At 59.3% G+C, this 21,917-nt stretch carries 23 protein-coding genes; 13 read left to right on the top strand and 10 right to left on the bottom strand.

What is annotated here, in order from left to right:
• Positions 1-89 precede the first annotated feature (89 nt).
• Positions 90-395, bottom strand: coding sequence for a hypothetical protein (locus QFW87_RS00430; protein ID WP_283189551.1), 306 nt, complete (start codon positions 393-395; stop codon positions 90-92).
• 230 nt (positions 396-625) lie between these two features.
• Between QFW87_RS00430 and QFW87_RS00425 the strand changes: the two genes are divergently transcribed.
• From QFW87_RS00425 to QFW87_RS00415, 3 genes are all read left to right on the top strand, one after another.
• Positions 626-1,684, top strand: a complete 1,059-nt coding sequence (locus QFW87_RS00425) for a PA0069 family radical SAM protein (protein WP_283189550.1) — start codon at positions 626-628, stop codon at positions 1,682-1,684.
• 243 nt (positions 1,685-1,927) lie between these two features.
• Positions 1,928-2,659: a carbonic anhydrase gene (locus tag QFW87_RS00420; RefSeq protein ID WP_056738405.1), complete on the top strand. Its 732-nt coding sequence runs from the start codon at positions 1,928-1,930 to the stop codon at positions 2,657-2,659.
• Between the two features lie 90 nt (positions 2,660-2,749).
• Entirely contained in the window at positions 2,750-4,279 is a 1,530-nt protein-coding gene (locus QFW87_RS00415) for a SulP family inorganic anion transporter (RefSeq protein ID WP_283182393.1), read from the top strand.
• A gap of 44 nt (positions 4,280-4,323) precedes the next feature.
• Here the strand turns inward: QFW87_RS00415 and QFW87_RS00410 are convergent, their stop codons facing one another.
• Entirely contained in the window at positions 4,324-4,974 is a 651-nt protein-coding gene (locus QFW87_RS00410; RefSeq protein ID WP_283189549.1) for a hypothetical protein, read from the bottom strand.
• 371 nt (positions 4,975-5,345) lie between these two features.
• On the opposite strand from QFW87_RS00410, the gene coxB reads away from it, so the two are divergent.
• The 4 genes from coxB (at position 5,346) to QFW87_RS00390 (ending at position 9,682) form a co-directional block, all read left to right on the top strand.
• Positions 5,346-6,473 carry a cytochrome c oxidase subunit II gene (coxB, locus tag QFW87_RS00405; RefSeq protein WP_283182391.1) on the top strand — a complete coding sequence of 376 codons (1,128 nt, stop codon included), beginning with the start codon at positions 5,346-5,348 and terminating at the stop codon, positions 6,471-6,473.
• Between the two features lie 82 nt (positions 6,474-6,555).
• Positions 6,556-8,148, top strand: a complete 1,593-nt coding sequence (ctaD, locus tag QFW87_RS00400) for a cytochrome c oxidase subunit I (protein WP_283182390.1) — start codon at positions 6,556-6,558, stop codon at positions 8,146-8,148.
• A 55-nt stretch (positions 8,149-8,203) separates the two neighbouring features.
• Complete coding sequence (locus tag QFW87_RS00395; RefSeq protein WP_150657828.1) at positions 8,204-8,761, top strand: cytochrome c oxidase assembly protein; 558 nt, start codon at positions 8,204-8,206, stop codon at positions 8,759-8,761.
• A 33-nt stretch (positions 8,762-8,794) separates the two neighbouring features.
• Positions 8,795-9,682, top strand: a complete 888-nt coding sequence (locus QFW87_RS00390) for a cytochrome c oxidase subunit 3 (protein WP_283182389.1) — start codon at positions 8,795-8,797, stop codon at positions 9,680-9,682.
• A gap of 3 nt (positions 9,683-9,685) precedes the next feature.
• Here the strand turns inward: QFW87_RS00390 and QFW87_RS00385 are convergent, their stop codons facing one another.
• Positions 9,686-9,889: a twin transmembrane helix small protein gene (locus tag QFW87_RS00385; RefSeq protein ID WP_283182388.1), complete on the bottom strand. Its 204-nt coding sequence runs from the start codon at positions 9,887-9,889 to the stop codon at positions 9,686-9,688.
• 70 nt (positions 9,890-9,959) lie between these two features.
• On the opposite strand from QFW87_RS00385, the gene QFW87_RS00380 reads away from it, so the two are divergent.
• Genes QFW87_RS00380 through QFW87_RS00360 form a run of 5 tightly spaced genes read left to right on the top strand, consistent with a single transcriptional unit; the run spans position 9,960 to position 13,868 of the window.
• Positions 9,960-10,700, top strand: coding sequence for an SURF1 family protein (locus tag QFW87_RS00380; protein ID WP_283182387.1), 741 nt, complete (start codon positions 9,960-9,962; stop codon positions 10,698-10,700).
• Positions 10,666-11,259, top strand: coding sequence for a hypothetical protein (locus QFW87_RS00375; RefSeq protein ID WP_095127244.1), 594 nt, complete (start codon positions 10,666-10,668; stop codon positions 11,257-11,259). The genes QFW87_RS00380 and QFW87_RS00375 overlap by 35 nt, the downstream gene beginning before the upstream one ends.
• Before the next feature lie 10 nt (positions 11,260-11,269).
• Complete coding sequence (locus QFW87_RS00370) at positions 11,270-12,349, top strand: COX15/CtaA family protein (RefSeq protein WP_283182386.1); 1,080 nt, start codon at positions 11,270-11,272, stop codon at positions 12,347-12,349.
• Positions 12,337-13,236, top strand: a complete 900-nt coding sequence (gene cyoE / locus QFW87_RS00365; protein WP_008152463.1) for a heme o synthase — start codon at positions 12,337-12,339, stop codon at positions 13,234-13,236. The genes QFW87_RS00370 and cyoE overlap by 13 nt, the downstream gene beginning before the upstream one ends.
• On the top strand, positions 13,233-13,868 hold the full coding sequence (locus tag QFW87_RS00360; protein WP_283189548.1) for an SCO family protein: 636 nt from the start codon (positions 13,233-13,235) through the stop codon (positions 13,866-13,868). The genes cyoE and QFW87_RS00360 overlap by 4 nt, the downstream gene beginning before the upstream one ends.
• A gap of 148 nt (positions 13,869-14,016) precedes the next feature.
• On the opposite strand, the gene QFW87_RS00355 is transcribed toward QFW87_RS00360, so the two are convergent.
• The 3 genes from QFW87_RS00355 to QFW87_RS00345 form a co-directional block, all read right to left on the bottom strand.
• Positions 14,017-14,790 carry a MetQ/NlpA family ABC transporter substrate-binding protein gene (locus QFW87_RS00355; RefSeq protein WP_283182384.1) on the bottom strand — a complete coding sequence of 258 codons (774 nt, stop codon included), beginning with the start codon at positions 14,788-14,790 and terminating at the stop codon, positions 14,017-14,019.
• A gap of 104 nt (positions 14,791-14,894) precedes the next feature.
• Entirely contained in the window at positions 14,895-15,569 is a 675-nt protein-coding gene (locus QFW87_RS00350) for a methionine ABC transporter permease (RefSeq protein WP_149628620.1), read from the bottom strand.
• Positions 15,569-16,576, bottom strand: a complete 1,008-nt coding sequence (locus QFW87_RS00345) for a methionine ABC transporter ATP-binding protein (RefSeq protein ID WP_056738424.1) — start codon at positions 16,574-16,576, stop codon at positions 15,569-15,571. Before QFW87_RS00345 ends, QFW87_RS00350 begins: the two co-directional genes overlap by 1 nt.
• A gap of 264 nt (positions 16,577-16,840) precedes the next feature.
• Between QFW87_RS00345 and katE the strand changes: the two genes are divergently transcribed.
• Positions 16,841-18,979 (top strand): catalase HPII, encoded by a 2,139-nt coding sequence (gene katE, locus QFW87_RS00340; RefSeq protein WP_283189547.1) that lies wholly within the window; start codon positions 16,841-16,843, stop codon positions 18,977-18,979.
• A gap of 134 nt (positions 18,980-19,113) precedes the next feature.
• Here katE and QFW87_RS00335 read toward each other — a convergent pair whose 3' ends face one another.
• From QFW87_RS00335 to zur, 4 genes are read right to left on the bottom strand one after another with little or no spacing between them, the layout of a single operon-like run.
• Complete coding sequence (locus tag QFW87_RS00335) at positions 19,114-19,830, bottom strand: PA5502 family lipoprotein (RefSeq protein WP_283182382.1); 717 nt, start codon at positions 19,828-19,830, stop codon at positions 19,114-19,116.
• A gap of 37 nt (positions 19,831-19,867) precedes the next feature.
• Positions 19,868-20,656 carry a zinc ABC transporter permease subunit ZnuB gene (znuB, locus tag QFW87_RS00330; RefSeq protein WP_046044875.1) on the bottom strand — a complete coding sequence of 263 codons (789 nt, stop codon included), beginning with the start codon at positions 20,654-20,656 and terminating at the stop codon, positions 19,868-19,870.
• Positions 20,649-21,434 (bottom strand): zinc ABC transporter ATP-binding protein ZnuC, encoded by a 786-nt coding sequence (gene znuC / locus QFW87_RS00325; protein WP_283182381.1) that lies wholly within the window; start codon positions 21,432-21,434, stop codon positions 20,649-20,651. Before znuC ends, znuB begins: the two co-directional genes overlap by 8 nt.
• Positions 21,434-21,916 carry a zinc uptake transcriptional repressor Zur gene (zur, locus tag QFW87_RS00320; protein ID WP_033059798.1) on the bottom strand — a complete coding sequence of 161 codons (483 nt, stop codon included), beginning with the start codon at positions 21,914-21,916 and terminating at the stop codon, positions 21,434-21,436. The genes znuC and zur overlap by 1 nt, the downstream gene beginning before the upstream one ends.
• Position 21,917: the final 1 nt, after the last annotated feature.

Below are 21,917 nucleotides of genomic sequence, written 5' to 3'. Positions count from 1 at the left end.
GCGGTACGGAAACTCCGTACCGCTTTTTAAGTGTCAGTTACAACCTACCGCGCACTCAATACTTACCTACTGGCTGCGCTCAATCGCGATTACGGATTGACGATCTTCGAATAGGCACTCGCCAAGGCCAGCAGAACGGCCTTGTCTTGTGCGTCGATGTCACCATCACCGTCCACATCAGCACGGGCGGCCCCCATGGTGAACGTCATGCCGCCATCGTTCGATACGGCCTCGCGGGTGCTCGTATCCAGCAGAGCGTAAGTGACCGCACGGTTTTCCGGATCGTAACCCTCTTCCTTTAGTGCAAACTGCATGGAAACCCGGACTTCTTTTGGACTAACAACAGACGCCCGCATCAGTTGCAGAAAAATACCACGACGATTGTAATTCGACATTAATTAATTCCATTTAATAGTTAAACACGACAGCTTCGTGTGAGACGGATATTACTAATATCCCTCACAAACACGCTACTCGTTATATGTATCTCATAATGACGAATATTTAACCTGACCGTAAAACACAAAGAGCGAAGTTGTTTTTCGAATGATCGAGCGCCGAACGGCACTGGCCGATTCCGCCGAGCCTCTGTACTGTATGAACATACAGCCAAAGGACCTTGTCGATGCCTACTTCCCTGCCACCTCGCGGCCGCGGCACCGCCACCAACCCGCACAACCGCTTCGCGCCGAATCGCTCGGTGGCCGAGGATGACGGCTGGTATCAGGAAGCGCCGATCACCCAAGGCACCGAGGTGCGCATCGAAACGGCGAAAACCATCATCACTCGCAACAACTCGCCGGACTTGCCCTTTGATCGTTCGATCAATCCCTATCGCGGCTGCGAGCACGGCTGCATCTATTGCTACGCGCGTCCCAGCCACGCTTATTGGGACATGTCGCCTGGGCTGGACTTCGAAACCAAACTGATCGCCAAGACTAACGCCGCCGATGTGCTGGAAGAACAACTGTCCAAGCGCGGCTATCAATGTGCGCCGATCAATCTGGGTTCCAATACGGACCCTTATCAACCGATCGAACGCGAACACAAAATTACCCGCAAAACCCTCGAAGTGCTGCTTCGCTATCGCCATCCCGTGACCATCATAACCAAGGGCTCGCTGATTCTTCGGGATCTGGACCTGCTGGTCGAACTCGCCGAGCAAAGGCTGGTGGCGGTGATGATCAGCCTCACCACCCTGGACGATGAGCTCAAACGCATCCTCGAACCGCGCGCCGCTGCACCCAAGGCTCGGTTGCGGGCGATCCGCGTGATGCGTGAAGCGGGAATTCCGGTGGGTGTTCTGTGCTCGCCGATGATTCCGATGATCAACGACAGCGAACTCGAAAGCCTGCTCACCGAGGCTCATGCCGCAGGGGCGCAAAGTGCGGCCTATATGATGCTGCGCCTGCCGCTGGAAGTTGCGCCGCTGTTCGAAGAATGGCTGGCAGCCCACTATCCTCAGCGTGCCGCTCATGTGTTGAGCCTGATTCGTCAGAGCCGTGGTGGCGAGCTCTACGACAGTCGCTTCGGTGCCAGGATGCGTGGCGAAGGGCCGTTTGCCGATCTGCTGGCGCAACGCTTTGCCAAAACCATCAAACGTCTGGGGCTCAATCGTCGGGAAGGTTTCAATCTGGACTGCGAAGCCTTCTGTCCGCCGGGTCGCCAGATGTCGTTGATTTGAGGACATTTGGCCTATGATTGAGTAGTGTGAAATGCACCTTGCCACTGCACCGGTCACGTTTTTTGTGACCTGGAACACACGTTCTAGAGCGTTTTATTCAGTTTGAGTTAAGTTTCGACCGCTACCTTGTTCATCGAGTGACTGACGGGTCGATATTCTCGGCCTGGATGTTTTTTAAACAGCCACTGGCTTTACACCGGACAAAACGGGAAAATTCCCTGACTCCGCCAAAGAGGATGAATCATGAGTGACAAGGATAAACAGCCGTTGGCTGCGTCGGCTTCAGCCCAACCGGAGGCGGAAACCGCCGATGCAGCGCTGCAGCATATCGTTGACGGCTTTTTGCATTTTCATCACGAGGTTTTTCCACAGCAGGAAGAACTCTTCAAAAAACTCGCCACGGCCCAGAGCCCCAGAGCGATGTTCATCGCCTGCGCCGATTCGCGCATCGTTCCTGAGCTGATCACCCAAAGCTCCCCTGGCGACCTGTTCGTGACCCGTAACGTCGGCAACGTTGTGCCGCCATATGGGCAAATGAACGGCGGTGTTTCCACGGCAATCGAATACGCCGTTCTGGCCCTCGGCGTGCAACACATCATCATCTGCGGGCACTCTGACTGTGGCGCGATGCGCGCAGTGCTCAACCCGCAAAGCCTGGAAAAAATGCCGACGGTCAAAGCCTGGTTGCGTCATGCCGAAGTGGCAAAAACCATGGTCCAGGAAAACTGCCATTGCGCTGACGAAAACGAAAGCATGCACGTCCTCACCGAGGAGAATGTGATCGCTCAGCTGCAACATTTGCGCACGCACCCGTCGGTAGCCTCGCGCATGGCCAATGGTCAGCTGTTTATCCATGGCTGGATCTACAACATCGAAACCAGCGAAATCAGAGCTTACGACGCGGACAAGGGTTGTTTCCTACCGCTCGACGGCAGCCATCCGATTCCGGTGGCGACGCCCAAAGCGCGCTTCTAAATCCTCCTAAATCCCTGTGTGGTTTAGCCAAGGCTGCCGATCAGGCAGCCTGGCTTCGCCACGCCTGAAGAAAACTTCGGGAGAGTCACCATGCGTGCTGCTCAACTTAAAGCTGTTCTGCCACGGGAGCTGCTGGCGTCCGTGGTTGTGTTTCTCGTCGCCCTGCCCTTGTGCATGGGCATCGCTATCGCCTCGGGGCTGCCGCCGTCCAAGGGTTTGATCACCGGGATCATCGGTGGCTTGGTGGTGGGCTGGATTGCCGGTTCGCCACTGCAAGTCAGCGGCCCGGCGGCCGGTTTGGCGGTTCTGGTGTTCGAACTGGTGCGCCAGCACGGTATCGCCATGCTCGGGCCAATCCTGCTGCTGGCCGGTTTTCTGCAACTGGTGGCTGGGCGTTTAAAGCTGGGCTGCTGGTTTCGGGTCACGGCGCCTGCGGTGGTGTACGGCATGCTCGCCGGAATTGGCGTGCTGATCGTGTTGTCACAGGTGCATGTGATGCTCGACGCCGTGCCCAAGCCTTCCGGGCTGGATAACCTGGCAGCCTTCCCGGCTGCCGTCGTGCAGGCCTTGCCCTCCTTGGGTTGGCAAGCCGGTTTGCTCGGACTGTCGACGATTGCGGTGATGTGGTTGTGGGAGAAATTCCGCCCCCATTCCCTGCGCTTCATTCCCGGCGCACTGCTTGGCGTAGGCCTGGCGACTGTCGCCAGCCTGGTGCTCGCCTTGCAGGTCAAACGAGTGGAAGTCCCAGCCAACCTGGCAGAAGCCATCGACTGGTTGAAACCTGCGGATCTGCTCAATCTGGCTGACCCGACGCTGCTCATTGCCGCATTTGCCGTGGCGTTTATCGCCAGCGCCGAAACCCTGCTCTCGGCCGCCGCGGTCGACCGCATGCACAGCGGCCAGCGTTCCGACTTCGACCGGGAATTGTCGGCTCAAGGCGTCGGCAACATGCTCTGTGGTCTGCTTGGCGCGCTACCAATGACCGGCGTGATCGTGCGCAGTTCGGCCAACGTCCAGGCGGGCGCCACCACGCGACTGTCGGCGATCTTCCATGGCCTGTGGCTGCTGGCTTTCGTGTTGCTGCTGTCCAGCGTGCTGCAAAGCATTCCGGTAGCGAGCCTGGCGGGCGTTCTGGTTTATACCGGTTTCAAACTGGTCGACCTCAAGGCCTTCCGCGGTCTGGGCCGATATGGCCGGATGCCGATGTTCACCTACGCGGCGACCGCCCTGGCAATCATCTTCACCGACCTGCTGACCGGCGTGCTGATCGGCTTCGGCCTGACCTTGGCCAAACTGGCCTGGAAGGCTTCGCGTCTGAAAATCAGCCTGATCGATCTGCCCAAGGACGGCGAAATGGAACTGCGATTGATAGGTGCAGCGACCTTTCTCAAAGTGCCGGCGCTGACCCAGGTGCTGGGGACCATTCCGGCAGGCGCGACGGTCCATGTGCCGCTCAATAACCTGAGCTACATCGATCACTCGTGTCTGGAATTGCTGGAGGAATGGGGGCGGGCCAATGCGGCCAAGGGATCAAAACTGTTGATTGAAGCGCGGGGGTTGAAGCGCAGGTTGGAAGGGCGATTGCGGACCACGACGGGCGTCGGCTCCGCAGCCGCTTAAAAAAATCGCAGCCAATAGGCTGCGATTTCTTTAGGGGCAACGTATCAAGCCGCTGGCTGATCCAGCTCAAGGCCTACGCCCAATTGGCGCGACAGGCACGGCCAGCGCTTCCATGCAGCGCCGGTGTCCGGGCTGTTGAGTTTCTCGCGGTAGGCCTCGACGGAGTCCAGCGCGAAACTGTCTTCATTGAGCATCTCGTCCACGGCGTGATGCACCGCCTCATCCAGTTGATTGGCGAACTCCTCGCCGATCAGTTGGTGGGCAATCAGGTTGGCAACAGTCATGTCCAAGGGGATCAGTGGCTGGCCAAAATGCTTGATGTACAGGTCATTGACCTCTTCGACCAGGCGGTGCGCCAGATAGGCTTCGTCCAGCAGGCTGTCCAGACCGACGTGACCGGCCATGATCGCCGGCGGCTGGAGGAAGAACTGCTCGGCGATTTTCAGCACCGGTTTGATCTGTGATTCGATACCCGCTTCCCTGGCGACTTCATTGGCTGCGTCCAGCAGGTCCGGCACTTGCTCTATATACGCGGCCACAAAACGCGTCATCACGCCGTTGGCGTCGACATCCGGCAATTGGATGGCGGAGTGAAGGTGTGGCAGTTGGGTTTCCAGCTGACGAGTCAGCAGGCCGGTTTCGGCTTCGTGTTGTTGGGCTTTTTGGATCTGCTCGCGCAATGCGGCGGTGTTCATGAAAACTCCAGGAAACAAAGGCAATGAAATAGGGAGGACATAACTTAGCTGGCATACGAAAAATGCTAAGACGCATTTGTCATAATTATTTCATCCTTGAGACATCAAAGTTATATCGGTTTGCCACCACTCGTCTGCATCCTTCTCCATTCGTGCCCTGGAACGCAAGTCCCAGCTGTTTCAGATGATTTACGCCATCACGTTGCGAGGTGGCGGTCGCTGTCTATACTCGGGTGGGAATGGAGTTAGCTGATGACGCCCGACTGCACACGCAGCAAGGCTCGGCGATTCAAGTTCGTAGTCTGAAAAAGCCGCTCCCTTGCCGCAGGTGAAAGCCGGCGGGATAACAAGAACGATAAGGGGAACCCGCAATGATGCGACATCCACATGTCTGGATGGGCCTCCTGTTGTGGTCGATTTTCAGTCCGGCACACGCCGAATGGGCTGTGAATATGGCGCCGGGAGCGACTGAAATCAGTCACGCAGTATTTGACCTGCACATGACCATTTTCTGGATCTGTGTAGTGATCGGCATCATCGTCTTCGGCGCCATGTTCTGGTCGATGATTCTCCACCGCCGCTCGACCGGGCAGGTGGCTGCAAAATTTCATGAAAGCACCACCGTTGAAATCCTCTGGACCATCGTGCCCTTCCTGATTCTGGTGGCCATGGCGGTTCCCGCGACTGCAACCCTGATCAAGATGTACGACGCCAGTGAGCCGGATATCGATATCCAGGTCACCGGTTATCAATGGAAGTGGCATTACAAATACCTGGGCCAGGACGTTGATTTCTTCAGCAACCTGAACACGCCCGCCGATCAGATCAACAACAAGGAAACCAAGGGCGAGCATTACCTGCTTGAGGTCGACAAGCCATTGGTGCTGCCGATCGGCGCCAAGGTGCGCTTCCTGGTGACCTCCGCCGACGTCATCCACTCCTGGTGGGTGCCGGCCTTTGCGGTCAAGCGCGATGCGATCCCGGGGTTCGTCAACGAAGCCTGGACCCGCGTTGACAAGCCCGGCATCTACCGCGGTCAATGCGCCGAATTATGCGGCAAGGACCACGGCTTCATGCCGATCGTGGTCGAGGTCAAGGAAAAGGCCGATTACGAAAAATGGCTGGCCGAGCGCAAGGCTGAAGCCCTGCAGCTTAAAGAGCTGACCAGCAAGGAATGGACCCTCGACGAACTCAAGGAGCGCGGCGACAAGGTTTATCACACCACCTGCGTGGCCTGTCACCAGGCCGAAGGTCAGGGCTTGCCGCCGATGTTCCCGGCGCTCAAGGGCTCGAAAATCGCTACCGGACCGATCAAGGATCACTTGGGCATTGTCTTCCACGGCAAGCCCGGCACCTCCATGGCGGCGTTCGGCAAGCAACTCTCGGAAGTCGATATCGCAGCGGTCGTGACCTACGAACGTAACGCCTGGGGCAACAACAAGGGCGACATGGTCACCCCTAAAGAAGTGCTGGAGCTGAAACAGGCGGAAAGCAAATGACCCGGTCTATTGCGCACGTAAGGAACCAGTCGGGGCATCGCGTCCCGGCCTGCCCAGCCCATCTGTTTGCAGGAGACAGGACATGACTGCTGTCGTCGATGACCATGTTCATACCGGCACCGCCCACGCCCACGGCCCCGCCAAAGGCCTGATGCGCTGGGTGCTGACCACCAACCACAAGGATATCGGCACGCTATACCTGTGGTTCGCGTTCTCCATGTTCTTGCTCGGTGGCTCGTTCGCGATGGTGATTCGTGCCGAGTTGTTCCAACCGGGACTGCAAATCGTCCAGCCGGAGTTCTTCAACCAGATGACCACCATGCACGGTCTGGTGATGGTCTTCGGTGCGGTGATGCCAGCGTTCGTCGGCCTCGCCAACTGGATGATTCCGTTGATGATCGGCGCGCCGGACATGGCCCTGCCACGGATGAACAACTTCAGCTTCTGGCTGTTGCCGGCAGCATTCATCCTGCTGGTATCGACCCTGTTCACCCCCGGCGGTGGACCGAACTTCGGCTGGACGTTCTACGCCCCGCTGTCGACGACCTACGCACCGGAAAGCGTGACCTTCTTCATCTTCGCCATCCACTTGATGGGGATCAGTTCGATCATGGGCGCGATCAACGTGATCGCCACCATCCTCAACCTGCGCGCCCCCGGCATGACGTTGATGAAAATGCCGCTGTTCGTCTGGACCTGGCTGATTACCGCGTTCCTGCTGATCGCGGTGATGCCGGTACTGGCCGGCTGCGTGACGATGATGCTGATGGACATCCACTTCGGCACCAGCTTCTTCAGTGCCGCCGGTGGCGGTGACCCGGTGTTGTTCCAGCACGTGTTCTGGTTCTTCGGTCACCCCGAGGTGTACATCATGATCCTGCCGGCCTTCGGTGCCGTCAGCTCGATCATTCCGGCCTTCTCACGCAAACCGCTGTTTGGCTACACCTCGATGGTCTATGCGACGGCGAGTATCGCGTTCCTGTCGTTCATCGTCTGGGCGCACCACATGTTCGTGGTTGGCATTCCATTGGTGGGCGAGTTGTTCTTCATGTACGCCACGTTGCTGATCGCCGTACCCACCGGGGTCAAGGTGTTCAACTGGGCCAGCACCATGTGGCAAGGCTCGCTGACCTTCGAGACACCGATGCTGTTTGCGGTGGCGTTCGTGATCCTGTTTTCCATCGGAGGTTTCTCCGGGTTGATGCTGGCCATCGCACCGGCGGACTTCCAGTACCAGGACACCTACTTCGTGGTCGCGCACTTCCACTATGTACTGGTACCGGGGGCGATCTTCGGGATCTTCGCCTCGGCCTACTACTGGCTGCCGAAATGGACCGGTCACATGTACGACGAAACCCTCGGCAAGCTGCACTTCTGGCTGTCGTTCATCGGCATGAACATGGCGTTCTTCCCGATGCACTTCGTGGGGCTGGCGGGCATGCCGCGGCGGATTCCCGACTACAACCTGCAATTCGCCGACTTCAACATGGTGTCGTCGATCGGTGCGTTCATGTTCGGCGCCACGCAGATCTTCTTCCTGTTCATCGTGATCAAGACCATCCGTGGCGGCGAGCCGGCACCGGCCAAACCGTGGGATGGGGCCGAAGGCCTGGAATGGAGTATTCCGTCACCGGCGCCGTATCACACCTTCACCACGCCGCCGGAAGTGAAATGACTGTGGGAGCGGCGGTGCGGCGCTCCCACATGGGTTTTTGTGGAGGGCTTGTATCGTGGCTGACTCTATTTCTTTGAAGAAGCTGGTCACGCGCCTGCTGCTGGTGGTGGTGGCGATGTTTGTCTTCGGGTTTGCCCTGGTGCCGATCTACGACGTGATGTGCAAAGCGTTCGGCATCAACGGCAAGACCGGCGGGCAGTATGAGGGCGAACAAACGGTCGACACCTCGCGGCAAGTCCGCGTGCAGTTTCTGTCGACCAATTCCGCCGACATGTCTTGGGACTTCTATCCCAAGGGCGACGAACTGGTGGCGAATCCGGGAGCGGTGAACGAGATGATTTTCATCGCCCATAACCCGACCGATCGCCCGATGAGCGCCCAGGCGGTTCCGAGCATCGCGCCCAGCGCGGCGGCGGCGTACTTCCACAAGACCGAATGTTTCTGCTTTACCCAGCAAGTGCTGCAGCCCGGTCAACGGATCGAGATGCCGGTACGTTTCATCGTTGACCGTGACATGCCCAAGGATGTGAAGCACCTGACGCTTTCCTACACGCTGTTCGATATCACCGCACGTCATCCACCCGCGGCTGTTGCTGCAAATACCGGTGGCTAGGCGTTAAAGCGTGCCCGATAAGGAGAACAATAAATGGCAATTCATGAACATTATTACGTACCGGCCCAGAGCAAATGGCCGATCATTGCCACGGTCGGTATGTTCGTCACCGTGCTCGGCCTGGCCACCTGGTTCAACGACCTGAAGGCGGCGCGGCCGGAATCCCACGGCCCACTGATCTTTTTCGTCGGCAGCCTGCTGCTCGCCTACATGCTGTTCGGCTGGTTCGGCACGGTGATCAAGGAAAGTCGCCAGGGGTTGTACAGTGCGCAGATGGATCGCTCGTTCCGCTGGGGCATGAGCTGGTTCATCTTCTCGGAGGTGATGTTCTTCATCGCCTTCTTCGGGGCACTGTTTTATGTACGCAACATCACTGGCCCGTCACTGGGCGGTGAAGGCGCCAAAGGCCTCGCCCACATGCTCTGGCCGACGTTCGAATTCACCTGGCCGTTGCTGAATAACCCGGACCCGAAACTCTTTCCCGCCCCCAAGGATGTCATCAGCCCGTGGGGCCTGCCGCTGCTCAATACCGTGCTGCTGGTGAGTTCCAGCGTCACCGTGACCATCGCCCACCACGCCTTGAAAAAGGGCCATCGCGGCGCACTGAAAATCTGGCTGGCGCTGACCGTATTGCTCGGTTGCGCGTTCCTCGGCTTCCAGGCCGAAGAGTACATCCACGCTTACAAGGAACTGGGCCTGACCCTGGGTTCCGGGATCTACGGCGCGACCTTCTTCATGCTCACCGGCTTCCACGGCGCCCACGTGACCATGGGCACCATCATCCTGTTTGTAATGCTGATGCGGATCATGCGCGGGCATTTCGATGCCGATCACCAATTCGGATTTGAGGCCGCGAGCTGGTACTGGCACTTCGTAGACGTGGTGTGGATCGGACTATTCGTTTTCGTCTACGTGCTCTGAGGCTTACCAAGGCACGTTTGAAACCAGCTGGCCGCTGAGAAACCCCCAGGCAATCAAGCCGACGGTGATGGCGGCCAGCGCGACACGAACACTCAAGGCAATGACGAGGCGGTTCGAGCTGCTGTCGTCCTTGACCAGAAAAAACAGGCCGCTGAACAGGCTGACAACCGTGGCAATCAGCATCAGGACGATGGCTGCTTTGAGCATGGTGAGACTCCAGGGGAAAGGCGATGCACTTGAGTATAGCTATCGCGACTACCGACTTTCTGGCGACGCCATGAAGCGTTTCCGGCCGGGCATCGTGCCGACCCTGGTGGTCGCGGTGTTGTTGCCCATGCTGGTGTCACTCGGGTTCTGGCAATTGAGCCGGGGCGCAGAGAAAAGCGCGCTGTTGCAAAGCTACACCGAGCGCCGTGCCGCCGAACCAATGGCCAGCACCGAGCTGCAATCCACCGCAGATCCGGCCTTCCGCCGGGTTCACCTGCACGGCCAGTTCGATGCCGCACACAGCCTGTTGCTGGATAACCGTCAGCGCGACGGCAAGGTTGGCGTCGAACTGCTGCAACCGTTTCAGGATCAGGCGACCGGGCTCTGGCTGCTGGTCAATCGCGGCTGGCTGCCGTGGCCGGATCGCCGCACCCCACCGCAATTCACTACACCGACTCAGGCCTTGAGCCTCGTTGCCTGGGTCTACGTCTCCCCCGGCGCCACTTTCCAGTTGCACGCCGACCCGAACACCACGACCTGGCCACAACTGATCACCGCGGTCGAACCGGCCAGGCTCTGGACGGCGCTGGATCGCGAAGGTTTTGCCTACGAATTACGCGCAGAAAGCGGTCCCGCGACTTACCAGGCTGACTGGCCAGTAATCGCCATGGGACCGGAAAAACACCTGGCTTATGCCGTGCAGTGGTTCGCCATGTCGATCGCCCTGTTCGGCCTCTATCTCTATCTCGGCTGGCACAACGCAAAGGAGAAACACCATGGGAGCGGCCATGAATCCACCCAGCATGTCTGAAGCGAAAACGCCGGCGAGTCGGCGTAAAGGTCGCTTGCAGTTACTGCTGATCCTGCTCGGGGTGATCGGTCCGATGATCCTCGCCACCGGCATGTACAAATTGCAGTTCTGGGTGCCGGAAGGTCGCAGCTATCACGGCGAACTGATCGGCAACGGCCAGACCCGCGCCGATCTCGGCGTGCAGGCGCAGGAGGATCGTTGGCAGATACTGGTGACCGCGCCCAAGGATTGCTCGGTGGACTGCCAGCAACTGGTGTACCTGGCGCGGCAGATCCAGATCGGCCTCGGCCGTGATGCCGGGCGCGCCAGTCACGCCTTGGCCGCGGCACAACCGCTGAGCAGTGAATACGACGCCAAGCTGACGCGCGAGTATCCTCAATTACAGCGTTATCCCCTGAATTTGACCGACTTCCATAAGACCGCCGGCGACCAGTCAGTGCCACAGCTGTGGATCATCGATCCGCATGGCAATCTGGTGCTGCGCTACGACCCGACGGTGAAGGGTAAGGATCTGCTCAACGACCTGCGCCATTTGCTGAAACTGTCGAACATCGGATAAGGGCATCGTCATGGCCAAACCTGGATTTCGCCTCGCGCTGTTTGCCACCTTGCTGGCACTGATTGTGGTGTTGCTCGGCGCCTACACCCGCCTGACCCACGCCGGCCTCGGCTGCCCGGACTGGCCGGGTTGCTATGGCTTTATCAGCGTGCCGAAAAGCGAAGTTCAATTGGCCCATGCCGAACTGCATTTTCCCGACGCTCCCGTCGAAGCCCATAAGGGCTGGAACGAGATGGTTCACCGCTACTTCGCCGGCGCGCTGGGGCTGCTGATCTCGGTATTGGCCGGCCGCGCCTGGGTTCATCGTCGTCACCCGGGGCAGCCAGTGAAGTTGCCGTTGTTCCTGCTGGCGGTGGTGATTGCCCAAGCGGCATTCGGCATGTGGACGGTAACGCTCAAGCTCTGGCCGCAAGTGGTCACCGGGCATTTGCTCGGCGGCTTTGCGACGTTGAGCCTGCTGTTTTTGCTGACGTTGCGATTGTCCGGCGTGTTGCCGGCGCTGACCGTACCACGGCGTTTGCAGTACTGGGCGACCGCCGGGTTGCTGCTGGTGATTCTGCAAATTGCCTTGGGTGGATGGGTCAGTTCCAACTACGCGGCGGTGGCCTGTATCGACTTCCCGACCTGTCATGGGCAATGGCTGCCGCCTGCGGACTTCGCCAACGGTTTTCACCTGACCCAACACATCGGCCCCAATTACCTCGGCGGGCAACTGGACAGCGATGCCCGCACCGCCATTCACCTGACTCACCGCATAGGCGCATTGTTAGTGACGCTGGTGCTGCTCGGGTTGGCGTGGCAACTGAAGGTGGTCGGCATGACGCGGCTGGCCGGGTTGGTGCTGATCGCCCTCGCCGCACAAATCACCCTCGGCATCAGCAATGTGCTGTTTCACCTGCCACTGCCAGTGGCCGTCGCGCACAACGCGGGCGGCGCGGCACTGTTGCTGACGATGGTGCTGGTCAATTATCACGCGCGAACCAGTCTGGTTCGGGTCAAGCAGCAACCCCCTGCACGCTGGCGGTTCAGCCCGCGTAAACACTCAGCCGGGCCCATAACAATAAAAGGAGAGATGCCATGGCGACTCTGATCGGCGCACGTCACAGTCAGGCGATCTGGCGTGACTACCTGGAGCTGACCAAGCCGAAAGTGGTGGTGCTGATGCTCATCACCTCGCTGGTCGGCATGTTCCTCGCGACCCGCGCCGGGGTGCCGTGGACGGTGCTGGTGTTCGGCAATCTGGGGATCGCCTTGTGTGCCGGTGGTGCGGCAGCCGTCAATCATGTGGTGGACCGACGCATCGATGCGGTCATGGCCCGCACGCACAAACGTCCCCTGGCCGAAGGTCGAGTGTCACCGGCGGCCGCGCTGACGTTTGCCTTGGTATTGGCGGTGCTTGGGCAAGCCATACTGCTGGCCTTCACCAATCCACTGACGGCTTGGCTGACCCTGGCCTCGCTGCTCGGCTACGCGGTGGTCTACACCGGCTTCCTGAAACGCGCGACACCGCAAAACATCGTCATCGGCGGATTGGCCGGCGCCGCCCCGCCGCTGCTCGGCTGGACCGCCGCCACTGGGCATGTCAGCGCCGAACCCTTGCTATTGGTGCTGATTATCTTCGCCTGGACCCCACCGCACTTCTGGGCCCTGGCCATTCACCGCAAAGAGGAGTACGCCAAGGCTGACATCCCGATGCTGCCGGTGACCCATGGCGAGCACTACACCAAGGTCCACATCCTGCTTTATACCTTCGCGCTGCTGGCCGTGAGCTTGATGCCGTACGTGATCCACATGAGCGGTGTGCTTTACCTGATTTGCGCGCTGGGACTTGGCGCGAGGTTTCTGCAATGGGCCGTGGTGCTGTACCGTGGCACTCGGCCGCACGCGGCGATCAACACCTTCAAGTACTCTATTTACTACTTGTTCCTGCTGTTTATCGCGCTGCTCGTAGATCACTACTTACTGTTGAACCTATGACTCGAACCCAGAAAACCGTCTTCATCCTCGTCGCCCTGATCGCGCTGGTCCTGGGCCTGACCATCAACAAAGTGCTGTCCGGAAAAGGCCAGGGCGACCCGACGGCTCTGATCGATGCCGGGATCATTCTGCTGCCGCAAAGCCGCAACCTGCCGGACGTGACGATGACCGATCAGGACGGCAAACCAGTGGCGGTCAACGAGCTGAAAGACAAATGGTCGCTGCTGTTCTTCGGCTACACCTTCTGCCCGGACATCTGCCCGACCACCCTCGCCCAGTTGCGTCAGATCAAGAGCGAACTGCCGCCAGAGGCTGTGGATAAGTTGCAGATCATTCTGGTCAGCGTCGACCCGAATCGCGATACGCCCCAGCAGCTCAAGCAGTACCTGGGCTACTTCGATCCTCAGTTCAAAGGGCTGACGGCTTCGTCGGTTGAAGACATCCAGAAACTGGCCAACGCGGTGAGTATTCCGTTCATTCCAGCGGACACCAGCAAACCGAATTACACCGTTGACCACAGCGGCAACCTGGCGGTGATCGGGCCGGACGGGACGCAGCGTGGGTTCATTCGGGCGCCGTTGAACAACGTGAAATTGGTGGCACAGTTGCCGGTGATGCTTAACCGTAACTAAGCACCACGCCCCCTGTAGGAGTCAGGCTTGCCGGCGAAGGCGCCCGTAAGACCGCCTTCGCCGGCAAGCCTGGCTCCTACAGGTTAGTGTTTCAGGCATAAAAAAATGGGGCGCATTCGATGCGCCCCATTTTTGTTAAAGCTTCAGATCAAAACGCTGGCAATACCGCGCCTTTGTACTTCTCGAGGATGAAGGCTTTCACTTCCGGGCTGTGCAGGGCAGCAATCAGCTTCTTCATCGCTTCGCTGTCCTTGTCGTCTGGACGGGCAACGAGGATGTTCACGTAAGGCGAGTCGTTGCCTTCGATGACCAGCGCGTCCTTGGACGGATCAAGCTTGGCTTCCAGCGCGTAGTTGGTGTTGATCAGTGCCAGGTCGACCTGGGTCAGCACGCGCGGGATGGTCGCGGCTTCCAGTTCACGGAATTTCAGGTCCTTGGAGTTCTCGGTGATGTCCTTGACGGTCGCGAGGATGTTGTTCGAATCCTTCAACTTGATCAGGCCAGCCTTCGCCAGCAGCAACAGCGCACGGCCGCCGTTGGTGGCGTCGTTCGGGATCACCACGTTGGCGCCGCCTGGCAGCTCGGTCAGCGCTTTGTACTTGCTGGAGTAAGCGCCCAGCGGTTCCAGGTGCACGCCGGCAACGGCCACCAGATTGGTGCCCTTGGCCTTGTTGAATTCGTCGAGGTACGGCTGGTGCTGGAAGAAATTGGCGTCCAGACGTTTTTCGGCCACCTGCACGTTCGGCTGGATGTAGTCGGTGAAGACTTTGACCCTCAGGTCCACGCCTTCTTTGGCCAGGGCCGGTTTAACGAATTCGAGGATTTCTGCGTGCGGAACCGGGGTAGCCGCGACGGTCAGGGTTTCATCGGCCTGAGCAGAGAACGCTGCAACTGTTGCGAGCGCTACGAGTAGTTTTTTCATTCAGCTAACTCCTTGTGGGCGCCCGCTTGCGGTGCCCGTTTGAGGCGCCTGAATTCGGCGCCTGCCAGCGAATGGCCGGCTCAATTGTCATTTACGAGAACTGTTTATTTCCTGGAGAAATGGACAACCAGTTTGTCGCCAACGGTTTGCAGAACCTGAACGATCACCAGCAGCAACATCACCGTCACGACCATCACATCAGGCTGGAAACGCTGGTAACCGAAACGGATCGCTAGGTCGCCCAAACCACCCGCGCCGACCACACCCGCCATCGCCGTGTAGGACACCAGTGTAATGGCTGTCACTGTAATCGCCGCGAAGATGCCCGGGCGGGCTTCCGGCAGCAAGGCATTGGTGATGATCTGCCGCGTGGTCGCGCCCATGGCCTGGGTTGCCTCGATGATGCCGCGATCCACTTCACGCAGGGCGGTTTCCACCAGTCGCGCAAAGAATGGCGTAGCGCCCACCACCAGCGGCGGAATCGCACCGGCGACACCGAGGGACGTACCGGTGATCAACACCGTGAACGGAATCATCACAATCAGCAGAATGATGAACGGCAGCGAACGCAGGATGTTCACCGCCAGCGACAGCATCGCGTAGACGCCTTTGGCTTCCAGCAACTGACGCGGGCTGCAGAGGAACAACAGCACGCCCAGGGGCAGGCCGAGCAAAACGGTGAACAACAGCGAACCGAAGAGCATCAGAAAGGTATCGCCGGTGGCCAGCCAGATTTCGAACCAGTCGATGTTGACGAAGAAACTTGCCAGGACTTCCATCAGCGCAGCACCTCCATGTGGACGTCAGCTGCGGTGAAGTGGGCGAACGCCGCTTCCATGTCGCCACCGGTAACGGCCAGGGTCAACTGCCCGTAGGGCACGTCTTTGATGCGGTCGATACGACCGGCCAGGATGCTGTAGTCCACACCCGTTTCACGAGCGACAGTGCCCAGTAGCGGTGCGTAGGTCGCTTCGCCCTGAAAGGTCAGACGCACGATGCGGCCCGGCACGTGAGCGAAGTCGTCGCGCTGTTCGCTTTCGTCGATCTGCTCGTCTTCTTGCACGAAGCGCTTGGTGGTCGGGTGCTTCGGATGCAGGAACACCTCGGCTACCGAACCTTGCTCGACGATCACGCCAGCGTCCATCACCGCGACCTGGTCGCAGACCCGGCGGATCACGTCCATCTCGTGGGTAATCAACACGATGGTCAGCTTCAGTTCGCGATTGATCTCGGCCAGCAATTGCAGGACCGACGCAGTGGTCTGCGGGTCCAGTGCGCTGGTGGCTTCGTCGCACAGCAGGATTTTCGGCTTGGTTGCCAGGGCGCGGGCGATGCCGACGCGCTGCTTCTGGCCACCGGACAACTGCGCCGGGTACTTCTTGGCGTGGTCAGACAGGCCGACCCGCTTCAGCAACTCGGCCACACGCCGGTCAATCTCACTGCGGGACAGCTCACCGGCCAGGGTCAATGGCAGCGCGACGTTGTCGGCCACGGTCTTGGACGCCAGCAAGTTGAAGTGCTGGAAAATCATCCCGACTTGCTGACGGAAGCGTCGCAGGCTGTTGGCGTCGAGCGCAGTGACTTCTTCGCCGTCGACGAATATCTTGCCGCCACTGGACTCTTCAAGGCGATTGATCAGACGCAGCAGGGTACTTTTTCCCGCACCGGAATGGCCGATCAAACCGAAGACCTGACCGTTCTCAATCGTCAGACTGGTCGGATGCAGGGCGGGAATATCCTTACCGGCGACGCGGTAGGTTTTGTGGACGTTTTGAAACTCGATCACGTAGCGAACCTTGTGGGGCGCGTTGGAAAAGGATCAGCGGTTAGCCGGGCGCGCATTTTAGCCTGTCCGTATAGAGGTTATTAGCATTTATTCCGCATTCAACCTTCCATTTGGCAATAACGCGATCAAAGGTTAGAAAAAAGGAACGGCGCAAAACGTCATCAGTCACTAATTAGGCAACTCGAAAACGCCCCCGGTCCGTGCCTGGGGTATTTGCTCAAGAGTCCTGGCTACGGCGGGAATCGCAACGAGGAGTTTTGTCTGATGAGTACTAAAAAACCTGCCGCAACCAAAAGCGCACTGGCCGGGACCGATACCCCGGACCGCGGTAACACCAATGCCAAGCTCGACAGCCTGGAGCAATTTCGCTCCGACGCCACTGAACAGGCCCTGCGCACCAACCAGGGCGTGAAAGTCTCGGACAACCAGAACACGTTGAAAGCCGGCGCCCGCGGGCCATCGTTGCTGGAAGATTTCATCATGCGTGAAAAGATCACGCACTTTGACCATGAACGCATTCCCGAGCGCATCGTCCACGCCCGCGGCACCGGTGCTCACGGCTACTTCCAGAGCTATGAAACCCATTCCGTGCTGACCAAGGCCGGGTTCCTACAAGACCCAAGCCAAAAAACCCCGGTCTTCGTCCGTTTCTCCACGGTGCAGGGCCCTCGTGGGTCGGGCGATACCGTGCGGGACGTACGAGGTTTCGCGGTGAAGTTTTTCACCGACGAAGGCAACTTCGACCTGGTGGGCAACAACATGCCGGTGTTTTTCATTCAGGATGCGATCAAATTTCCTGATTTCGTGCACGCGGTGAAACCCGAGCCGCACAATGAGATACCCACCGGTGGCTCAGCTCACGATACCTTTTGGGATTTTGTCTCTCTGGTACCAGAGTCGGCGCACATGGTGATCTGGACCATGTCCGACCGGGCGATCCCGAAAAGCCTGCGCAGCATGCAAGGCTTCGGCGTGCACACCTTCCGCCTGATCAATGCCGAAGGTAAATCGCGCTTCGTCAAATTCCACTGGCGCCCCACGGCCGGGACCTGTTCGCTGGTGTGGGATGAAGCGCAGAAACTCGCCGGTAAAGACACGGACTACCACCGTCGCGATCTCTGGGAGTCGATCGAGATGGGCGACTACCCACAATGGGAACTGGGCGTACAGATCATCGAGGAGGAGAACGAACATAAATTCGACTTCGACATCCTCGACCCGACCAAGCTGATTCCGGAAGAACTGGTGCCGATCACCCCACTGGGCAAAATGACCCTCAACCGCAACCCCGACAACTTCTTCGCCGAAACCGAACAGGTTGCCTTCTGCCCTGGGCATATCGTGCCGGGGATCGACTTTTCCAACGATCCATTGCTGCAAGGTCGACTGTTTTCCTACACCGATACGCAAATCAGCCGACTTGGCGGGCCGAACTTTCACGAGATCCCGATCAACCGCCCGGTCGCACCGTTCCACAATGGTCAACGGGATGCGCTGCATCGCACCACCATCGACAAGGGCCGCGCGTCCTACGAGCCAAACTCCATTGATAGCGGTTGGCCAAAAGAAACGCCGCCGACAGCCCAGGATGGCGGCTTCGAAAGTTATCCAGAGCGCATTGACGCCAACAAGATCCGTCAGCGCAGCGAATCATTCAGCGACCATTTCTCCCAGGCGCGGCTGTTTTACCACAGCATGAGCAAGCACGAGCAGGAGCACATCATCTCGGCTTACAGCTTCGAGCTGGGCAAGGTTGAGCGGGAGTTCATCCGCGCGCGCCAGGTGAATGAGATTCTGGCCAACATCGATCTGGAACTGGCTAAACGCGTGGCGCAGAACCTGGGGTTGCCAGCGCCCAAAGCCGGGACGATCGAAGTACGCAAAACCTCACTGGATCGCTCGCCGGCCCTGAGCCAGGCCAACTTGCTGCCGGCGGATATCAAAACCCGCAAAGTGGCAATCCTGGCAGCCAATGGCGTCGATGGTGCAGCGATTGATGCCATGAAGAAAGCGCTGAAGGCCGAAGGTGCGCACGCCAAACTGCTCGGTCCGACTTCTGCTCCTGTGACCACCGCCGATGGCAAAGCATTGCCGGTCGATGCGTCGATGGAAGGCTTGCCTTCGGTGGCGTTCGATGCGGTGTTTGTGCCCGGTGGCGCGGCGTCGATCAAGGCGTTGAGCACTGACGGGGTGGCGCTGCATTATCTGTTGGAGGCATACAAGCACTTGAAGGCGATTGCGCTGCAGGGCGAGGCCAAACAGTTGCTGGATGTGTTGAAACTCGAGGCTGATGCGGGGTTGATCGTGGGTACGGATGCGAAGTTGATCAAACCGTTTTTTGCCGCGATCGGGCAGCATCGGGTGTGGGACAGGGAGCCTAAGGCCAAGGCGATTCCGGCTTAAAGATTTGTATTGATAGGGAGGACGCTATCGCGAGCAAGCTCGCTCCCACAGGATTCGGAGCTGATCACAGAAGTGTGAACACCCCGATTCACTGTGGGAGCGAGCTTGCTCCGGGCGGCGATCCGACGATGCTTTTAGGGCTTACGCGGACTCAGAACCATCTGCGCCGGAACGTTGCGCAGAATCTGCTTCTCCAGATTCAGGTCAAAATCCGCATCGAGTTTCTTCACGCGCTTGGTCAGCAACGTGGTCAACCAAGGGAAGTCCTGGGTGCGTGGCGCCTGAATACTCACGTCGCACTGGTAATTCACCACATCGGCGGCGATCGCATCCAGTTGACGACGAAGCTTGGTCATATCAGTCAGGTTCAATGCAACTGTGGTGCTTTCAGCCGTCGGATCAATGACCTTGGCCTGTGGCTTGGCTTCGGCAGCCATGAGCGCAGCTTCGGCTCTATCCAGCTCGGCTTTGCGGGCATTGACGATGGCGTTGTTGACCCCGCCAGTCAGCGCCGGAGCCTTGGGCATCAACGCCCGGGCACGGCTCAGCGCCGTGGCAGCCGCATTCACATCACCTTTTTGCAGCACGATCTGGCTGCGGCGCAGATAGGCTTCGGCCAGTTGCCGCTGGTATTGCTCAAGGGATTGATCGTTGGGCGACTCGGCCTGCAAGGCAGCGAGTTGATCTTCAGCAGTCGCCAGTTCGCTGCTGGCTAGGCTTTGTTGCAGCTGCGCGATGGCCGTGGCCCGTGCACCGGTAGCCTCGGTGGCCGCCGGTGGCGTGCTTTGGCAAGCGCCCAGTAGCAGCGAAAATGCGACAAGGAGCAGATAACGGGAGGCGAACGGCTTCATTCCTGCGACTCTCTATTTGCGCAAAAAACGAGCAAGTCTACACCCCTCGACGGGGCAGGACAAAACTCAGCAGAAACAGTGCGGCGGCTGTCACAACAATCGATGGGCCCGCCGGGGTGTCCTTGAACCACGACAACGCCAACCCACCACAGACCGCGAGCATGCCCAGCAGGCTCGCGCCCAGTGCCATCTGCTCCGGTGACCGGGCGTGACGTTGTGCCGCAGCCGCCGGGATGATCAGCAAGGACGTAATCAGCAACACACCGACGATTTTCATCGCCACCGCGATCACCACAGCGATCAGCAACATCAGGGTCAAGCGCAACGCCGCCACCGGCAGGCCTTCAACCCTGGCCAGTTCTTCATGCACCGTGATTGCCAGCAATGGCCGCCACAACGTCACCAGCAAGGCCAGAACGGCCGCGCTGCCACCGAGTATCCAGGCCAGATCGGTCGGGCTGATCGCCAGCAAGTCGCCGAAAAGATAAGCCATCAGGTCGATCCGCACTTCGTGCATGAAGCTTAGTACGACCAAACCCAAAGAGAGCGTGCTCGGTGCGAGAATTCCCAAAAGCGTGTCGGACGCCAGCGGTTGGCGCTGTTGCAACGTCACCAGCAACACCGCCAACAGCAGACAGCCTACGGTGACCGCAACGGTAGGGCTGACATCCAGCAGAAAACCCAGCGCCACGCCGAGCAGCGCGGCATGGGAAAGGGTGTCGCCGAAATAGGCCATGCGCCGCCAGACCACGAACGAACCCAACGGGCCCGCGACCAACGCCAGGGCCAGGCCTGCAAGCAGGGCGTAGAGCAGAAAATCAGCCATGCTTGCAGCTATCTCCGTGAACGTGGGTAGGGGCCGACGGGGCGGCGCTGACCACCGAGCCATGCAGGTCATGGGCGTGGTCGTGATGGTGGTGATAAATCGCCAGGCTTTGTGCGTTCTTTCCGAACAGCTCGACGAAAGCCGGATCACCGCTGACCTGCTCGGGATGCCCGGAGCAGCAAACGTGACGGTTGAGGCAGACCACCTGGTCGGTGGTGCTCATCACCAGATGCAGGTCGTGCGACACCATCAACACGCCGCAGCCGTGGCGGTCGCGCAATCGTGTGATCAGGCTGTAGAGCTCGGCCTGACCGGCCACATCGACGCCTTGCACAGGTTCATCGAGTACCAGCAGTTCCGGCTCACGCAGCAATGCCCGGGCCAGCAGCACCCGCTGCATTTCGCCACCGGAAACACTTTGCACCGGGCTGTCGATCACCTGTTCGGCGCCGACTTCCTTGAGTGCCGCCAAGGCCATGGCGCGGTCCACGCCCGGTACCAGACGCAAGAAGCGCAGCACCGACAGCGGCAGCGTCGGATCGACGTGAAGTTTTTGCGGCATGTAACCGACCCGCAGTTTCGGCTTGCGCCACACGCTGCCGCTGTCCGGTTTCAACAGACCGAGTACAGCGCGCACCAGCGTGGTCTTGCCGGCGCCGTTAGGGCCGATCAGGGTGACGATCTGCCCGGGCTCGACGCTCAGCTCGATGTTATCCAGCACGATTTGCCCGGCAAAGGTGACGGCAACCTGCTCGAGGCGGATCAGCGCGTTGCTCATCAAACCCCCTGGCAACCTGAGCAGAGGCCGACCACTTCAACGGTCTGGCCTTCGACGACAAATCCGACATCCTTGGCGCTACTGATGATCGCGTCGCTGATGGATTTCTGTTCGAGCTCGATGGCGGCGTGGCATTCGCGGCAAATCAGGAACTGGCCCTGGTGGGCGTGTCCCGGGTGATTGCAGCCGACGAAGGCGTTCAGGGAGGAGATGCGGTGTACCAGGCCGTTTTCCAGCAGGAAGTCCAGCGCACGGTACACGGTCGGCGGCGCGGCGCGGCGGCCGTCCTGCTCGCTGAGCACCGCGAGAATGTCGTAGGCACCCAACGGTTTGTGGCTTTGCCAGACCAGTTCCAGCACCCGCCGGCGCAAGGCGGTCAGGCGCAAGCCTTGACGTGCGCACAGAGCATCGGCCTCAGACAATGCGCTATGGACGCAATGAGAGTGGTCGTGGGGACGGCTGGCAATCGGTGTTTTAGGCATG

It is taken from the genome of Pseudomonas sp. PMCC200344 (assembly GCF_030053095.1).
Lineage (GTDB): Bacteria > Pseudomonadota > Gammaproteobacteria > Pseudomonadales > Pseudomonadaceae > Aquipseudomonas > Aquipseudomonas svalbardensis.
This window is presented reverse-complemented; position numbering and strand designations above follow the sequence as displayed.

Excerpts from the sequence above, each read along its gene's own strand:
- QFW87_RS00430 (WP_283189551.1), bottom strand. The coding sequence starts at position 395 with ATGTCGAATTACAATCGTCGTGGTATTTTTCTGCAACTGATGCGGGCG.
- QFW87_RS00425 (WP_283189550.1), top strand. The coding sequence starts at position 626 with ATGCCTACTTCCCTGCCACCTCGCGGCCGCGGCACCGCCACCAACCCG.
- QFW87_RS00420 (WP_056738405.1), top strand. The coding sequence starts at position 1,928 with ATGAGTGACAAGGATAAACAGCCGTTGGCTGCGTCGGCTTCAGCCCAA.
- QFW87_RS00415 (WP_283182393.1), top strand. The coding sequence starts at position 2,750 with ATGCGTGCTGCTCAACTTAAAGCTGTTCTGCCACGGGAGCTGCTGGCG.
- QFW87_RS00410 (WP_283189549.1), bottom strand. The coding sequence starts at position 4,974 with ATGAACACCGCCGCATTGCGCGAGCAGATCCAAAAAGCCCAACAACAC.
- coxB (WP_283182391.1), top strand. The coding sequence starts at position 5,346 with ATGATGCGACATCCACATGTCTGGATGGGCCTCCTGTTGTGGTCGATT.
- ctaD (WP_283182390.1), top strand. The coding sequence starts at position 6,556 with ATGACTGCTGTCGTCGATGACCATGTTCATACCGGCACCGCCCACGCC.
- QFW87_RS00390 (WP_283182389.1), top strand. The coding sequence starts at position 8,795 with ATGGCAATTCATGAACATTATTACGTACCGGCCCAGAGCAAATGGCCG.
- QFW87_RS00385 (WP_283182388.1), bottom strand. The coding sequence starts at position 9,889 with ATGCTCAAAGCAGCCATCGTCCTGATGCTGATTGCCACGGTTGTCAGC.
- QFW87_RS00380 (WP_283182387.1), top strand. The coding sequence starts at position 9,960 with ATGAAGCGTTTCCGGCCGGGCATCGTGCCGACCCTGGTGGTCGCGGTG.
- QFW87_RS00375 (WP_095127244.1), top strand. The coding sequence starts at position 10,666 with ATGGGAGCGGCCATGAATCCACCCAGCATGTCTGAAGCGAAAACGCCG.
- QFW87_RS00370 (WP_283182386.1), top strand. The coding sequence starts at position 11,270 with ATGGCCAAACCTGGATTTCGCCTCGCGCTGTTTGCCACCTTGCTGGCA.
- cyoE (WP_008152463.1), top strand. The coding sequence starts at position 12,337 with ATGGCGACTCTGATCGGCGCACGTCACAGTCAGGCGATCTGGCGTGAC.
- QFW87_RS00360 (WP_283189548.1), top strand. The coding sequence starts at position 13,233 with ATGACTCGAACCCAGAAAACCGTCTTCATCCTCGTCGCCCTGATCGCG.
- QFW87_RS00355 (WP_283182384.1), bottom strand. The coding sequence starts at position 14,790 with ATGAAAAAACTACTCGTAGCGCTCGCAACAGTTGCAGCGTTCTCTGCT.
- QFW87_RS00350 (WP_149628620.1), bottom strand. The coding sequence starts at position 15,569 with ATGGAAGTCCTGGCAAGTTTCTTCGTCAACATCGACTGGTTCGAAATC.
- katE (WP_283189547.1), top strand. The coding sequence starts at position 16,841 with ATGAGTACTAAAAAACCTGCCGCAACCAAAAGCGCACTGGCCGGGACC.
- QFW87_RS00335 (WP_283182382.1), bottom strand. The coding sequence starts at position 19,830 with ATGAAGCCGTTCGCCTCCCGTTATCTGCTCCTTGTCGCATTTTCGCTG.
- znuB (WP_046044875.1), bottom strand. The coding sequence starts at position 20,656 with ATGGCTGATTTTCTGCTCTACGCCCTGCTTGCAGGCCTGGCCCTGGCG.
- znuC (WP_283182381.1), bottom strand. The coding sequence starts at position 21,434 with ATGAGCAACGCGCTGATCCGCCTCGAGCAGGTTGCCGTCACCTTTGCC.
- zur (WP_033059798.1), bottom strand. The coding sequence starts at position 21,916 with ATGCCTAAAACACCGATTGCCAGCCGTCCCCACGACCACTCTCATTGC.